Genomic DNA, 14830 nt, shown 5'->3' with positions numbered 1-14830 from the left:
GTAGAGAGAGGTGGTTGGAGCCGGAATCTGATGCAGATCAGATGTTGAGGACGTCGAGGGCCCACTCCAGTGCCAGGACTCCGCCCAGGCCGATGACGGCGAGCACGGTCGTATAGCTCGTACGGACCTTGATCGCCTCGATGACCGAGAGGTTGAAGTACTCCTTGAACAACCAGAATCCGGGATCGTTGACGTGGGAGAAGGCGATCGACCCGCAGGAGACGGCGAGCACCATCAGTTCGGGACTGGTTCCGCCGCCCGCGAGGAGTGGCAGCACCACGCCGGAGGCCGTGACGACGGCGACCGTCGCCGAGCCGAGGGCGACGCGGAGGATGACCGCGATGAGCCAGGCCAGGACGATCGGTGAGATGGACCAGCCGTCCGTGGCGTCCTTGATGTAGTCGGAGATCCCGCCTTCGACGAGGACGTTCTTGAAGGCGCCGCCCGCGCCGATCACCAGCAGGATCATCGCCATCGCCTGGGCCGCCGAGGTGCAGGAGGCACTGACGTCGGCGAGGCTGCGGCCGATCCGCGGTCCGAACGCCCAGACCGCCAGCAGCAGGGTCAGCAGCAGCGCGATCGGGGCCGAGCCGATGAAGGCGACGAAGTGCAGGAACGGGCTCTCGGCGGAGGTGGCCAGGTCCGTCACCGCGGCGCCGGCGATCAGGACGACCGGGAAGAGCGCCACACCCAGCGACCAGCCCAGGCCGGGCATCTCCTCGTCGGCGAACTCGCGCTCGCTGACCAGGCCCTTGGGGATGGCGGGGTTCATCCGCCTGATGAACGCGAGGCGCGGCCACAGCAGGGCGATGAGCGCGCCGGCCGGGATGGCGATGAACAGGCCGTAGAACAGGGTCAGTCCGACGGAGGCGTGGAAGGTCGCGGCCACGGCGGTGGGTCCGGGGTGCGGCGGCAGGAAGCTGTGCATGGTGGAGAGGGCGATCGACATCGGCAGCCCGACCCAGAGCAGGTTCGCGCCGGTCACTCTGACGAGGGTGAACGCGATGGGCACGATGATGATGAACGCGACCTCGTAGAACATGGTCACGCCGATGAGCATGGACGTGACCACCATGGCCACCTGGACCCAGCGCGGGCCGAAGGCGTCGAGGAGTTTGCCCGCGATGCGCTGCGCGGCGCCGGAGTCTCCCATGACCCGGCCGACCATGGCGCCGAGCCCGATGGTCAGCATCGTGTCGCCGATCTGGTCCCCGATGCCCTCCGAGAGGACGTCGGGGATGCTCTCCAGCGGGATGCCGCGGACGACGGCTACGCCGACCGCCACGAGGAGGAGGGCGGCGAAGCCGTTGAGTTTCAGCCGGGTCATCAGGAGCAGCAGGATCAGGACGCTGATCCCGACTACGAGGAGAGGCATGCAGTTCCCCTTTGAACTGTTGATCTCTTGTGCGGGTGGCTCCGCCGGTTTTGCGGGTGGGGTGGGGGTGGGCTTGGGCGGTTTGCCTGGTGCGGGTTGGTGGGGGCTGGGCGCGCAGTTCCCCGCGCCCCTGAAAGGCGGGGGTCTCGCGGTGGTTCGTACAGTGCGGGTTCGCGGGGGCTGGGCGCGCAGTGCCTCGCGCCCCTAAAGGGGGCGGTGGTGTGGGGCTTCTACCGCGGTCAGGCCGTTGTCGAGGATCTTTTCCAGGTCGGTGAGGTCGGTGGGGGTGGGGTCTGTGAGGGGGGCGCGGACCGGGCCGACCGGGAGGCCGCGTAGGCGGGCGGCGGCCTTGATCAGGGAGACGGCGTAGCCCGGGACCTGGTCGCGCAGTTCGACGAGGGGGACGTAGAAGTCACGCAGGAGCTTGTGCACGACCGCGTCGTCGCCGTCGCGCAGGGCAGAGAAGAAGGCGTTCGCGATCTCCGGTGCGAAGGCGTGGACGGCCGACGAGTAGGCGGGGACGCCGACGGTGGCGTACGCCCGGGCCTGGATCTCGGCGGTCGCGGCACCGTTGAAGAAGAGGAAGCCGTCGGGTGCGGCGAGCGTCAGGCGCTGGAGCCGGTCGAGGTCGCTGTGCCCGTCCTTCAGGCCGATGACCGTGGGGATCTCGGCGATCCGGCGCAGGCTGTCGGCGGTGAAGGCGACCTGGCCGCGCTGGTACGCGATGAGCGGCAGCGAGGTCCCGGCGGCGATCCGGCGCAGCTGCTCGACCAGGCCGTCCTGCGGGGCCCCGACCAGGTAGTGCGGCAGCACCAGCAGGGCGTCCGCGCCCGCCTCCTCCGCGATCCGGGCGAACCGGAGCGCCTGCGCCCAGCCGTAGCCGATGCCCGCGACCACCGGCAGCCGGCCGTCGGCGATCTCGACCGTGGCCGAGACGACCGCACGGTACTCGTCCTCGTCGAGGGAGAAGAACTCTCCCGTCCCGCAGGCGGGGAACACCGCGCCCGGCGCGATCACGCCCGGAGCCGTGGCCAACTGGGCGGTCAGGTAGGCCCGGTACGAGTCCAGGTCGAGGCCGCCGTCGTCACGCAGGCTCGTGAGGGGAAAGGACAGCACCCCGCGCGCCATGCCGTCACGCAGCCGCTGGGTCACGTCGTGGGTCATGTCGTGGGTCACGCCTTCGGTATCCGCGCTGAACCCCATCGTAAATCTCATCTCTATATGCAGATGGCGTACATGTATGAGAACGGAGGTTAGGTCGGTGAACGGGCCGCGGTCAATGGGTGCGGCGGCGCGGATTTACGATGAGGCCATGGCGGAGAGCAGCGGGGCCCGCGGAGGCACGCCAGGAGTCCGTGGAGGTACGACGCCGGGAGTCCGCGGGGTGAAGTCGGCGTCCCGCACCGTCGCGTTGCTCGAACTGCTCGCCGCACGCGGCGACCGGCCGGCCCGACTGGACGAACTCGCCGAGGAGCTGGGCGTACCGCGCAGCAGCATGTACCAGCTGCTGCAGACCCTCGTCGACTGCGGCTGGGTACGCTCCGACACCACCGGCTCCCTCTACGGCATCGGGATCCGCGCCCTGCTCACGGGCACGAGCTACCTCGACAGCGACCCGCACGTCCGCATGGTCCGCCCTTACCTCGACAAGGCCTCGGACGCGCTCGGCGAGACGATCCACCTGGCCCGCCTCGACGGCCCGAACGTCATCTACCTCGCGACCCGCGAGTCCCACGAGTACCTGCGCACCATCAGCCGGGTCGGCCGCCGGATCCCGGCCCACGCCGGTGCCCTCGGCAAGGCCCTGCTCGCCGAGCGCCCCGACGACGAACTCCCGCTCCCGGACGGCCCGTTGACCGCCTTCACGGAGAACACCCACACCGGCCGGGCCGAGTTGCTCGCCGACCTGGCCCGGGTGCGCGAGCGCGGCTACTCCATCGACCGCGAGGAGACGGTGACCGGCATCGCGGGCTTCGGCTTCGCCCTGCGGTACGACACTCCGGCCGCCGACGCCATCAGCTGCTCGGTTCCGGTGGCCCGCCTCACCGAGGAACACGAGGCCCGCGTCGTCTCCGTCATGCGGGAGATCCGGACGAAGATCGAGACGCTGCCGGCCCCCGTCTCAGGCGCTCCCGACTGGCGTTGACCCGCCACCCTCACCCAAGTCGTCCAACCACAAGTCGCCACGCCCCAGCGGCAGTTCGGCGATGACTTCGAACCCGCCCTCGGGGCGCCGACCGACCCGGAGCCGGCCGCCGACGGACTGGGCACGTTCACGCATACCGAGGAGGCCGAAGCCGGTTCCTGGTCCCGGGGAAGGCGCGGTACCACCACCGTCGTCGGTGACCGTGATGGTCAGCCGGTCGTGGGAGTGGTCGAGCCGCACCCGCGCGGCCGGTGTGGCGGCATGCTTGGTGACGTTGGTGAGGGCTTCCTGGACGATCCGGAACGCCGTGTGATCCGCTCCCGGTGACAGCCACCGCGGCTCCCCCTCGGTGATGACGGTGACCGCGAGCCCGGCGGACCGGAACGAGGCGGTCAGGCCGGCCAGCCGGGCGAGTCCGAGGGCGGGGGCGGGGGCCGCGAGCGCGTCCGGGTTGTCGGATTTGGTGGAGTTGGCGGAGTCATTGGAGTTGTGGGAGTCGTTCACATCCTCGTCCGCCTGCCGCAACAGGCCGACGGTGGACTTGAGTTCACGCAGCGCCGCGGACGTGGTCTCGGCGAAGTCGGCGAGGATTCCGTGGGCCCGGTCGGGATCGGTGCGGATGAGGTGGGTGATGACACCGGCCTGGGCGTTGGCCAGGGCGAGGTGCTGGGCGGTGACGTCGTGCAGCTCGCGGGCGATGCGCATCCGCTCCTCCGCGACCCGGCGCCGCGCCTCCTCGTCACGGGTGCGCTCGGCGTGCTCGGCACGGGCTCGTACGGCGTCGAGGTAGACCTGCCGCAGCCGGACCAGACTGCCGAACGCGGCCGGCAGCAGGAGCCAGGCCGCGGGGCCGATCATCTTTAGGTCGAGCGGGCGGTCGGCGGGCCCGGCGATCAGTTCCGTGGTCGTCACCAGCGACGCGGCCCCGATGACGTAGTACCTGCGGACGGCGTTCCGTTCGGTGCGCAGGGCGAACGAGTAGAGCGCCAGCATGAGCGGCCCCAGCGACAGCACGGTGTGCAGAAAGCCCAGCGCGGCCGCCACCACGGCACAGGCGGTGGTCACGGCCACGGTGGTGCGCGGCCGGTCGCGGTGCAGCAGCAGGGCGGTGCAGGAGATGCCCGACAGCAGCACGGCGGTCCACCACGAGGGCGGGGAGCCGGCGCTGTCGGAGACGTACACCATGCCGGAGACGGAGACGGCGAACAGAAGCAGGGCGATCGAGGTGTCGAGGACGCGGGGGCTGTCCCGTACGACTCGCTGCCGGCTGGTGGGCATCAGCGGTTTCCTGTCGGTGCTGTGTTCATTCCGCCGTACGTACCGTACGTACGGGGGCGTGCGGCCTTGTACGGTCCGGGGGCCGCCCTCGTGTGTCGGGGCGGCCCTCGGTGCACTGGTCAAACGATCCCGTCGCGGACTCACCGCCACGAGAGAGCGCACTCCCGAACCGTGGTGTAGCGGGCTACACCACCGGCCGCCCGCGACCTCCCCTGATCACCCGCCTCGCGGACCTGGACATCGCGCGGTCCCGCCTCGGCACCTCTCAGGCGGGCCTGCCCGTGGCCTCGCGGTGTGCCGGACTGTCCTCGCGGTAGAAGACGTATCCACCGTGGTGGAGGACATCGCCCCGGAACTCTCCGTCGGCGGTGAAGCCGGTGTCGTCCGCGTACTCGATGCGGTTTCCCGTCACCCAGTAGCGGCCGGTGTAGGCGCTTTCGCGCTCGCCCCGCGCTTCGTCGTAGCGGCCGTTCGGGAGGAGTTCCTGTCGGATCCGGTTGTCCGCGGTGACCCACATCCCGACGTAGGCGCGGAGTTCACCCGGGCTTCCGGTCTCGCCACGGGCGGGTGACTGCCTCGACGCCGCCGGGGCGGCCGGGGCCGGTTGTTCGCCGGGCCCCTGCTGACAGGCCACCGCCGCGGCCGCGATCACCATGGGCGCGATCATCCTTGGGGTGCTGTGATTCTGGCGCATGGACCGATGATGACCGCGAGCGGCGCGGAGCGAGAGGCCGTGCCGCTCCCTGGGAGTCGTGCACCCACCCAGTCAGTCCTGGGGCTGTCCGAGTTCGTTCACGTCGGACGTCATGTCCTGGGTGCCGATGACGGAGAGAAGCTCCAGCTGGGCGGCGCCCTCGGTGCCGGGTGGGGCGGTGAACCACAGCAGACGCTGATGTCCGTCCTCGCTGAACAGGCTGTGGCAGTCCAGCTCTATGACTCCCAGCGTGGCGTGCGCGATGCGTTTGTGGTCGGTCCGTCGGAGGGCGACATCGCGGGTGTCCCACAGCTCGGCGAACTCCTGGTTGCGCCGTCGCAGAGCGGCCACCATCTGGTGCACTTCGCTGTCGCCACCACGACGCGCGGCGACCGCCTGGAGGTCGGCGACGAAGACCCGCGAGTGGTGGGGGTGGTCCTCGGCCGGGTAGAGCTCACGCGAGCCCGGATCGGTGAACCAGCGGTAGACAAAGCTTGCAGCGGGGCCACGCGCCGCCGGGGGCCGGCCGACGAGCGCGACGGCCAGGTGGTTCTGGACCAGGGTTTCGTGCAGGTCGGTGATGACCTGGGCGGGAGTGGTGGCGAGCCGGTCCAGCAGGCCTAGCAGGGCCGGCTGGACGTGCGCGGCCGGGCCGTGCGCGACCGGAGGGACGCGTCGGCCGGCGAGATGGAACAGGTGGTCGCGTTCGTCGCCGTTCAGTCGCAGCGCCCGGGCCAGAGCGGCCAGCACCTGCGCCGAGGGCCGGGTGCCGCGGCCGCGTTCCAACTCGGTGTAGTAGTCGGCGGAGAGGCCCGCCAGCTGGGCGACCTCCTCGCGTCGCAGTCCGGGCACCCGGCGCCGCGGCCCCGTGGGCAGGCCGACGTCGGACGGCCTGATCCGGGCGCGCCGGGACTTCAGAAACGCGGCGAGTTCGGAGTGGTTCACGCTCTCTATGGTCACGCGCACCGGCGCCCCGAGCCAGGGGGTGACAACCCCCGGGTAAAGACAGCCATGGCTGTCGCGGCACCACCGGCCCACGCTGAAGAGGCAACGGGCAAACGGAACCGCCGGTGCCGACGCCGACGCCGACGCCGACGCACCGGACGACCCGCCCCGCTCACCACCTGCCCACCCCAACCAGCCCCTGCAACCCAACCCCAACCCCAACCCCAAACAGGAGAACCACCATGCCGTTCGCCAACTTCAAGGTCCCTGCCGGAACCCTCGACGCGAAGCAGAAGGAGCTGATCGTCACCCGCACCACCGAGCTGTACGTCGAGATCTACGGTGAGCGCGCCCGCGCCAACACCATGGTCCTGATCGAGGAGGTCAGCGACGGCGGTTGGGGCATCGGCGGCAACGTCCTGACCCTCGCGATGCTCGAACAATCCTCGGAGGCCTGACCGCCGCCCTCCGGGGAGGGGAAGCCGTCGCCGCCCCCAGGTCTTCTTTCCGCCAAGGGGCCGGACGGGAAGAGGGCGTTCGGTCTCGGGCAGGGCGGGCACTGGACACCGGAAGACAGCCACGGGTTGGCAGAACAGCGGGCCTCCGGACAGAACCGTAGGCATGCCGGGCCGGGGACTGGACGGGCGTCCCGCTCAAAGCGCCGGAACCGGGAAGAGCAGAGACACCTTCGCGCCCGCTTCCCGAGCCGGCGCAGGGTTCATGGCCCGCACCGTGGTCCGCGGCTGGGCCCGACCGGCCGTGGTCCGAGTCCGGCCGGCGGCGAAGACGAACACACGCAGCACCAGGAAACGCCCGATACCGGCGAGCCCGGCGGCGGAGAGATAGACGGCCTGCTCATAGAGCACTCCGGCCGACGGCTGCACGAGGTGCAGGACGAGCACCGCGGTGGAGGTCACCACGTAGGCGGCCGTGGCCGACCCCGCGGACTGCCAGTGCTGGCGCCATCCGGCATGCCCGGCCCCGAAGGTGAAGCGTGCGTGGAGCTCCGTACTGAGGATCGTGGAAGCGACGGTGATCAGCGCGTTCGCCGCAACCCAGGGCATCAGTCCGGCGAGCCCCGCCACGGCAGCGCCGGAAGCGACTCCGACACCGCCGCCGAACAGGACGAACCGGGCGAAGGAGGCCACCGGGCCGGGGGCGCTCGGCTTCCGTGGCGCCGCGACCGTATCGGCGTCCGTCCGTGCCACACCCCGCGCCTCGTCCGCCGCCCCCGGCGTCGTCTTCGGCAAGACCAGCGACTCCATGGGAAGTCCCTTTCGGATGGGGCCCGGTGGACCTCTTGGGCCGACGACGTTCACGGTGGCGCCGACTGCCGCCCTCGACTTTTTACATTACGACCATACGATCATAGAGGGAGGGTTGATCGGCGAACAAGGACTCGACCACCATTTAAATTATGACCGTACTCACATGAGGAGACGGGCGAAGAGGTTCATCGCGGCGCCAACACTGGGCGACCGCACCCCGAGGCGGGCCCGACGGGCCCAGGGGGGCAGCTCCCGGCGGCTTCGCCGTCCTGACGGCCGCCACCCCCGCGAAGCGAGCGGGGTCGAGGCCGAACCCGTCCAGCCGGTCCGGGAACACGCCCGGCCAAGATCGTGCGCCACCACACCAGCCACCATCAATCACCAGCCGCCAGCCGCCAGCCGCCAGCCGCCAGTCGCCAGCCGGTTTCGAGGTCCCCCTCACTCCGCCCGCACTTGCGCCCTCATAGAATTATGGCCATACTTCAATCATCGACGCGCGGCGCTGAGGGGCGTGACCTCACAGTGCGCCCCCCATTCCAGAAGGGGCTGACGCACGGCGCCCACAGGAACCCACACTCCCCGAGGAGACGGCCATGAACGACGTAGTGACGTCCTACAAGAACGCGCCGACCCACACCATCACCGCCGGCGAAGTGACCTTCACCTACCGCGACCTCGGCCCCCGGTCCGGCACCCCGGTGGTCTTCCTCAACCACCTCTACGGAGTCCTCGACAACTGGGACCCCCGGGTCGTCGACGGCATCGCCGCCAAGCGCCGGGTCATCACCTTCGACAACCGGGGCGTCGGCGCCGCCACCGGTTCCACCCCGCGCACCATCCAGGCGATGGCAGCCGATGCCGTCACCTTCATCCGGGCACTCGGACTGGAACACGTCGACATCCACGGCTTCTCGATGGGCGGCATGATCGCCCAGGTGATCGTGCAGACCGACCCGCAACTCGTCCGCAAACTCATCCTCAGCGGCACCGGCCCCGCAGGCGGCGAGGGCATCAAGAACGTGACCGCGCTCTCCCACCTCGACACCGCCCGAGCCCTGCTCACCTTCCAGGACCCCAAGCAGTTCCTCTTCTTCACCCGCACCGCCAACGGACGCCGGGCCGGCAAGGAATTCGTGACCCGCCTGAAGGAGCGCACCACCGACCGCGACAAGACGATGTCCCCCATCGCCTACAGCAACCAGCTCAAGGCCATCCACCGCTGGGGCCTGGAACAGCCGCACGACCTCTCCGCCATCCGGCAGCCCGTACTCGTCGCCAACGGCGAGCACGACCGCATGGTGCCGACGAAGAACTCCTACGACCTCGTCCGGCGACTGCCGAACAGCGAACTGGTCGTCTACCCGGACGCCGGCCACGGCGGCATCTTCCAGAACCACGACCAGTTCGTGAAGACAGCACTCGAATTCCTCGCACGATAGTCGGCGCGAAGCGCAGCCGTCCCCAGGGCCGAGGGCGTTGCGTCAGACCGAGAAGGCCTCTGAACGTCGGGCATCAACGACAGGCCAGAAGCACCCTTACTCGCCGTCCCGCTCTCCTGCTCGCATACCGAGAACCCTCGTCGGCGCGCATCCGCTACGCTGTCCCTGGTCGGTCGTTGGTACGTCGCGTTGTCCGCTCGGGCTCCACCGCGGAGGACGTCGCACCATGCCTGACCAGTGGGCTTGTGCTCCTTGTCGAAGATCCACACCCTGGATTTCCAACAAGGTTTCCCACAAGCCCCCGCCTTCGTAGCTCAGGGGATAGAGCACCGCTCTCCTAAAGCGGGTGTCGCAGGTTCGAATCCTGCCGGGGGCACTGACTGCTTAGCAGGTCAGTGGAGTACAGGCCCCTCGTTCCTTCGAACGGGGGGCCTTTTTCACGGCTGGCGTCCACAAAGAATCCACACCCTCACGCGTGCCTTGGACATGCTCATCGTGGACCGACGCAGCATCCACCAGGAGGGCGGCCCGGGCAGGCGCAGCCACGAGGGAGCCAGGCCGACCCAGAGGAAATCTGACATACTTGAAGTATGGCCACTCGGAAGATCACCATCACCGTGCCGGAAGAGCTGGTGGAGTCAATCAAGGAGCGCGTCGACTCACGCGGTGTATCCGGCTACATCGCGGCAGCCGCCGCTCATCAGGACGCCATGGACCGACTGCGCGAGTTGGCCGAACGTCTCGAAGAAGAGCACGGTGCCGTGACGGACGACGAGCAGCAAGCAGCGCTGGACCGTATCGCCGCCATCGACGGCTGGCATGACGAGCAGCGATCGAGTTCGGACGAGGCCCCGTGAGCCGCACCGCCCGAGCGAAGCTGCACCGGCCGCGACAGCGCGTTTTCGTGTTCGACTCCGAGGCTCTCTCCAAGGCGGTTCAGGGCGATCGGGAGATGGCGGCGTTGATCAAGACGGCTCCGCGGCTGGACATCCCGATCGTCACCTCGGCGCTCACGACCTTGGAGGCATGGGACCCGCGCGAAACGTCGAGGCAGGCACTGTGGAACTGGACGCTGTCCCGGATCCGCATCGTGCACACGGACGACCAGGTGATCGCCATGGCGCGCGACATGCTGAAGGCAGCCGGACTGCATGGGCACAAGTACGCCAGCGACGCCATTCTGGCGGCTGTAGCCGGGCGGGAAGCCGTGCAAGGAGCTCAGGCAACCGTCTTCACCTCCGACGCCGACGACATGAATCAACTCCTCGCCGGACACTCCGTGCGAGTCGAGAAGGTGTAACGAGGCGCCCGCAGGTCACAGCCCCGCCCAGCGAAAACTCCCAAAGCAAGTGTCGCAGGTTCGAATCCTGCCGAGGCACAGAGAAATAACAGAGAAATACCTGGCAAAGGGCCCTGCCGTCCTAACCGGATCGACTGTCCTGCGCCTCCGGTGAGGGGCCGCCGTCCTGGGAAGGTCACACTCCGCGGCGGGCGCCCACGAGGCCGGTCTCATAGGCGACGATCACGAGCTGGGCACGGTCGCGGGCACGCAACTTGGTGAGCAGGCGGCCGATATGGGTCTTGACCGTGGCCAGGCTCAGATGGAGGTGCTCTGCGATCTCTGTGTTGGACAGACCCCGCGCGATCAGGCCGAGTACCTCCAACTCCCGGTCGGTGACTCCGTCCAGCGAGCGGCTGGGCGGGCGCGCAGGCTCCGGACGGCGGGCGAACTCCGCGATCAGGCGGCGAGTCACCGAGGGAGCGAGCAGTGCCTCGCCCGCGGCGACGACGCCGACAGCGGTGAGGACCTCGGTCGGCGGGGTGTCCTTGAGCAGAAAGCCCGCGGCGCCGGCACGCAGGGCGGCGTAGACGTACTCGTCCAGGTCGAAGGTGGTGAGTATGAGGACGCGGACGTCGGACAGGGCCGGGTCCGAGCAGATCTGGCGGGTCGCCTCGATGCCGTCGAGGTCCGGCATGCGGATGTCCATGAGCACGACGTCCGGCCGTTCGCGGCGGGCGAGTTCGACGGCCTCCGCGCCGTTCGCGGCCTCGCCCACGGCTGCCATGCCGGGTGTGTGGTCGACGAGGACCCGGAAGCTGCCGCGCACCATCGCCTGGTCGTCGGCGATCAGTACCCGGACCGGGGGCACGGCGGTCATGTTCGTTGGTTCCCTTCGGTGGGCAGACGGACGGACACCGCGAAGCCGCCCTCCGGCCGGGGGCCCGCCTCGAAGCTGCCGCCGTACATCATCACCCGTTCACGTATTCCCAAGAGTCCGTGCCCGCCCGGCAGTTCGCGGACGGGATGCCCGGGTGCGGACGGTGGTCCCTCGTCCGCGATGTCGATACGGATCTCTCGTTCATCCGCCTCGACGGTGACCCGGCAGCTGGTCGGGGCGGCGTGCCGGACCGCGTTGGTGAGGGACTCCTGGACGATCCGGTAGACGGTCAGTTGTGTTCCCTCGGCCAGAGTCTCCACGGCTCGTACCGTCAGGTCGACGTCCACCCCTGCCCGGTTCGCCTCTGCCGCGAGCGAGTCGAGGCGGTCGAGGCCCGGTGCGGGACCCAGGGGTGCGCCCTCGGTGCGCAGCACGCCGAGCGTGCGCCGCATCTCGACCAGCGCGGAACGGCTTGTCTCCTCGATGACCTTGAGGGCTGCCCGCGCCTCCCGCGGGTCGGCCTCCGCCACGTGCCCGGCGACACCCGCCTTGACAGCGATCAGGCTGAGGTTGTGCGAGACGATGTCGTGCAGTTCCCGGGCGATCCGCAGGCGTTCCTCGGCCAGTGCGTGCTCCGACCGGCGCCGCTGTTCCCGGACGGCCCCGGCCCGGCGGCGGCGCACGGTGAACCCCGCGCCCCAGGCCCCGCCGATCACCAGGAGCACGAGGCCGGCCACTCCAACGGCACCCCGCCCGTCTCCGGCGGGAGTGACCACCGCCTCGCCGAGATACACCGCACCGCCCGCCACCGTCAGCGTCATCGCGAGGGCGGGCACGGACCGGCGGGTGGGTTCGGCCAGTCCGACGAGGTAGGCGGCGAGCCCGGCGGCGGCGTACGGCTCACGGGGGATGTCGAGCAGCGACGCCGTGGCCAGTGCGGCCAGCACGGTCACCAGGACCGCGAGCGGCCAACGGCGGCGTACGGCGATCGGCAGGCCGACAGCGGCGGCGATCAGACAGCCGAGCCAGAACGGTCCTGTGTAGGCGGGCTGGCCGTCGTCGGCGGTCAGTTGGGCGAAGCCGATGTATACGGCGGTCAGGGCCAGGGCCGCGCAGAGGTCGAGGGCGTGGAGATGGCGCTGCCGCTTGGGCTTCATGGTCCGACCGTACTTGGACGTGTGCACTCAACCGGCCTGTCCGAGCAGCACCATCAGTCCGAGCGTGACCAGGGTCAGCGGCACCCAGCGCACCACCGCCGCCCGGCTGGGACGGGGCGCTTCGCGCAGTAGCGCCAGGCCCAGTGGCACCAGTGCGGCACACAGTCCCGCCAGGGCCACCAGCGACAGGGGGGTGGTCCCCTTGAGTACGCCGAGGGGCAGCGCCGCTGTGAGGCCGAGTGCGGCAGCGCGGACCGGGCCGAGCACCCGGGTGCGCCAGGCCCCGAGGGCAAGGACGATCCACCCGGCGAGGATGGCGAGGTTCAGCGTGGCGAAGACGTGGAAGGCGCCGTAGCCGGCGGAGACCGCTTCGGTGGCGGGGCCGGCTCCCTCGGAACGCACGAGCTGAAAGGCCAGATGGTCCACCCCGGCGTGGAAGGCGCGGGCGAACAGTCCGAACATGACCAGCACCCCGCCCCACAGTCCCCAGCCGGCGCTGCGCGCCCCGATCCGTGCGGCCACCACGGCCACGGCGGGCCAGAGCAGCAGACCACCCGTGGCAAAGAGGCCGTATGCGGTGGCCATCAGGGTGGGGTGCCGCTCGTACGCGGCGAGTTGATCGGGGTAGAAGAAGTGGAAGCGGGCCCGCAGCAACGCGCCGGTCAGCATCAGGAGTGGGCCGAGCACCATGGCGGTGCCGCCCACCCAACGTCCGGGAAAGCCGGTGGACTCCAACCGCTCCACAGGCAACGCGCCACGCAGTCGGACGCCGATCGTCGTGACCGGGGTGGCCATGGATGTCTCCGGGTTCGTCATACCGACGACGATGCCTTCGCCGCTCCTGCGGGGCGTCGGACCAGGAGCTGAACCGCAGGGTCAGACCTGGGTATGACCCACCGGGCTGCCTGAACAGGCACTGCCTCCGGCCCGCAGCAGACGTCTTGCCAGGAGGGCATCCCTGCGGAACGCATCCAGCGCACATGAGGACGGCGTTTGTGGTGTCGACGTCCCGTCGGCGGAGCGAGGCAAGCTCCCCGAAGCGCAGTCCGGTGAACGCGGCCGGCAGGACGAGCAGCCGGTAGCGCGGGGTGATCGCGTCGGCCACGGCGTACACCTCGGCCATGGTGAGGACGGGCCGCTCTGGCACGTCGTAGCGGTCGGCGCCCTTGATCCGGCACGGGTCGCGGCGGATCAGCTCATCGTCAACTGCGGTGTTCAGGGACCGCCCGCATGATCTGTTACGCCTTGACCACGGTCGGTTCGCCGGTACGCAGTCCATGGCGTCCAAGTCGTTCGTACAGCGGCGCGCTCCACCTGGACGCCAGGAACCACGCCCGCTCCACGGTGTGTGGGTCGACGGCGGACGGGATGGGAGCTGGGGAGTGTGGTGGGTTGAGCTGCTCAGGCGACGAGGGACGACCGGATTCGGTCGATCGCGTGCAGGACCTCGCCCCTGTTCTTCGCGCTCTTGATCCAGGTCGGTAGCCGCGCTACGAGCGTCATCTTTCGCACTTGCGCATCCCATGGGGCCCGCTCACGCAACGGTGCCTGTACGAACTTCCGGATCAGCTCCAGGTGTTCCGGGTCATAGGCCCACAGCCAGCCGTGTCGCGTCTCTGTCTGCAACCACAACGGCTGACCGAAATAGGGATCCGTCGCTTCTCCTGGACCCCGAAAGAGGCGGAATCCTCCCCCAGCAGCATCTCGCGACAAACCGCACGCCCTACAGACCAGACGGCGGCGCGCGAACACCGAGGGAACCGTCTCCGCGGCCGCAGCCGCAGGTTCCGCCGGGGCAACGTGAGCAATCCCGGCGCACTTTGGACAGCGCACGAGCACACGATCAATGAAGTCGTACTTCGTGTGCCGAGCATCTCGGAACCGCCACGGCGAGAGCACGACGCCAGCATGCGACCCTCTGCCCAGCCTTGCTCATACGCCGGAGAACCGTGCCCCTTCCGTGCCCGATCAGGCGGGGGACCACGGGGAACAACGGTTACTCACGGCGAGGAGGAACAAGGAGAGACTCCGTCGGTCGAATGCTTGGACCAAGGTCATTTCGGAGCTGCGCTGAGCTCGGCATTGCCGAGTCTCGGGCTGTCCCTCTCCGCAGCCGTCAGCCGCACCTGCGGCAACGCCGTTTCAGCAGCCTGCTCCAACGCCTTCAGTAGCCGCGCCAGGGGCTTACCGGGGTTCGAAAGCGAGTCACGGAGGCGCACAACGCGTTAAGCCGCTGACCTGGGGTTTCTCCCTCAGGGAGGTCTCTGTTCGGCCTCGGCCTCCTCGTCCGGGGCCGTTTGCGTGAGCCACGGGGACTGCTTGGCCGGTAGCGGGTCTGTATGCGCAGGTCTGGACGTCGGGCCATTTTC

Annotated in this window: 14 protein-coding genes, 1 tRNA gene and 1 pseudogene; 6 read left to right on the top strand and 10 right to left on the bottom strand. The window is 69.5% G+C overall.

The features are described from left to right. Positions 1-37: 37 nt before the first annotated feature. Together AB0I18_RS06970 and AB0I18_RS06965 are read right to left on the bottom strand one after the other, a co-directional pair. Entirely contained in the window at positions 38-1375 is a 1338-nt protein-coding gene (locus AB0I18_RS06970; protein ID WP_363104331.1) for a gluconate:H+ symporter, read from the bottom strand. A 204-nt stretch (positions 1376-1579) separates the two neighbouring features. Further along, a complete protein-coding gene (locus AB0I18_RS06965) occupies positions 1580-2539 on the bottom strand; it encodes a 5-dehydro-4-deoxyglucarate dehydratase (protein ID WP_363104330.1) in 960 nt (319 codons plus the stop codon). A gap of 148 nt (positions 2540-2687) precedes the next feature. Between AB0I18_RS06965 and AB0I18_RS06960 the strand changes: the two genes are divergently transcribed. Beyond that, positions 2688-3521, top strand: a complete 834-nt coding sequence (locus AB0I18_RS06960; RefSeq protein ID WP_363104329.1) for an IclR family transcriptional regulator — start codon at positions 2688-2690, stop codon at positions 3519-3521. Here the strand turns inward: AB0I18_RS06960 and AB0I18_RS06955 are convergent. From AB0I18_RS06955 to AB0I18_RS06945, 3 genes are all read right to left on the bottom strand, one after another. Next, positions 3498-4799 carry a sensor histidine kinase gene (locus AB0I18_RS06955; protein ID WP_363104328.1) on the bottom strand — a complete coding sequence of 434 codons (1302 nt, stop codon included), beginning with the start codon at positions 4797-4799 and terminating at the stop codon, positions 3498-3500. The two genes, AB0I18_RS06960 and AB0I18_RS06955, sit on opposite strands and share 24 nt — an antisense overlap. Positions 4800-5064: 265 nt before the next feature. Further along, a complete protein-coding gene (locus tag AB0I18_RS06950; protein WP_363104427.1) occupies positions 5065-5316 on the bottom strand; it encodes an Atu4866 domain-containing protein in 252 nt (83 codons plus the stop codon). Positions 5317-5565: 249 nt separating this feature from the next. Next, positions 5566-6438 (bottom strand): helix-turn-helix transcriptional regulator, encoded by an 873-nt coding sequence (locus tag AB0I18_RS06945; protein ID WP_363104327.1) that lies wholly within the window; start codon positions 6436-6438, stop codon positions 5566-5568. Positions 6439-6680: 242 nt separating this feature from the next. Here AB0I18_RS06945 and AB0I18_RS06940 point away from each other — a divergent pair, with 242 nt between their 5' ends. After that, entirely contained in the window at positions 6681-6896 is a 216-nt protein-coding gene (locus tag AB0I18_RS06940; protein ID WP_363104326.1) for a 4-oxalocrotonate tautomerase family protein, read from the top strand. A gap of 195 nt (positions 6897-7091) precedes the next feature. Here the strand turns inward: AB0I18_RS06940 and AB0I18_RS06935 are convergent, their stop codons facing one another. After that, positions 7092-7703, bottom strand: coding sequence for a hypothetical protein (locus AB0I18_RS06935; protein WP_363104325.1), 612 nt, complete (start codon positions 7701-7703; stop codon positions 7092-7094). Positions 7704-8299: 596 nt separating this feature from the next. Here AB0I18_RS06935 and AB0I18_RS06930 point away from each other — a divergent pair. From AB0I18_RS06930 to AB0I18_RS06915, 4 genes are all read left to right on the top strand, one after another. Then, positions 8300-9145, top strand: a complete 846-nt coding sequence (locus AB0I18_RS06930) for an alpha/beta hydrolase (protein WP_363104324.1) — start codon at positions 8300-8302, stop codon at positions 9143-9145. Positions 9146-9448: 303 nt separating this feature from the next. Next, a tRNA-Arg gene (locus AB0I18_RS06925) sits at positions 9449-9521 on the top strand. A gap of 214 nt (positions 9522-9735) precedes the next feature. After that, positions 9736-10002 (top strand): hypothetical protein, encoded by a 267-nt coding sequence (locus AB0I18_RS06920; RefSeq protein ID WP_363104323.1) that lies wholly within the window; start codon positions 9736-9738, stop codon positions 10000-10002. Next, the gene (locus AB0I18_RS06915; RefSeq protein ID WP_363104322.1) at positions 9999-10445 is read left to right on the top strand and encodes a hypothetical protein; all 447 of its coding nucleotides are present in this window, start codon (positions 9999-10001) and stop codon (positions 10443-10445) included. The genes AB0I18_RS06920 and AB0I18_RS06915 overlap by 4 nt, the downstream gene beginning before the upstream one ends. 175 nt (positions 10446-10620) lie before the next feature. Here AB0I18_RS06915 and AB0I18_RS06910 read toward each other — a convergent pair whose 3' ends face one another. The 4 genes and pseudogenes from AB0I18_RS06910 to AB0I18_RS06895 form a co-directional block, all read right to left on the bottom strand. Continuing rightward, a complete protein-coding gene (locus AB0I18_RS06910) occupies positions 10621-11304 on the bottom strand; it encodes a response regulator transcription factor (protein ID WP_363104321.1) in 684 nt (227 codons plus the stop codon). Further along, on the bottom strand, positions 11301-12461 hold the full coding sequence (locus AB0I18_RS06905; protein WP_363104320.1) for a sensor histidine kinase: 1161 nt from the start codon (positions 12459-12461) through the stop codon (positions 11301-11303). Before AB0I18_RS06905 ends, AB0I18_RS06910 begins: the two co-directional genes overlap by 4 nt. A 27-nt stretch (positions 12462-12488) precedes the next feature. After that, positions 12489-13277 (bottom strand): hypothetical protein, encoded by a 789-nt coding sequence (locus AB0I18_RS06900; RefSeq protein ID WP_363104319.1) that lies wholly within the window; start codon positions 13275-13277, stop codon positions 12489-12491. A 184-nt stretch (positions 13278-13461) separates the two neighbouring features. Further along, positions 13462-13726, bottom strand: a pseudogene (locus tag AB0I18_RS06895) (site-specific integrase); the annotation flags it as partial. Between the last annotated feature and the right edge of the window lie 1104 nt (positions 13727-14830).

The organism is Streptomyces sp. NPDC050704, assembly GCF_040654355.1.
GTDB lineage: Bacteria > Actinomycetota > Actinomycetes > Streptomycetales > Streptomycetaceae > Streptomyces.
Note: the sequence above shows the minus strand (reverse complement) of the source record. Positions and strands in the feature narration are given on the sequence as shown.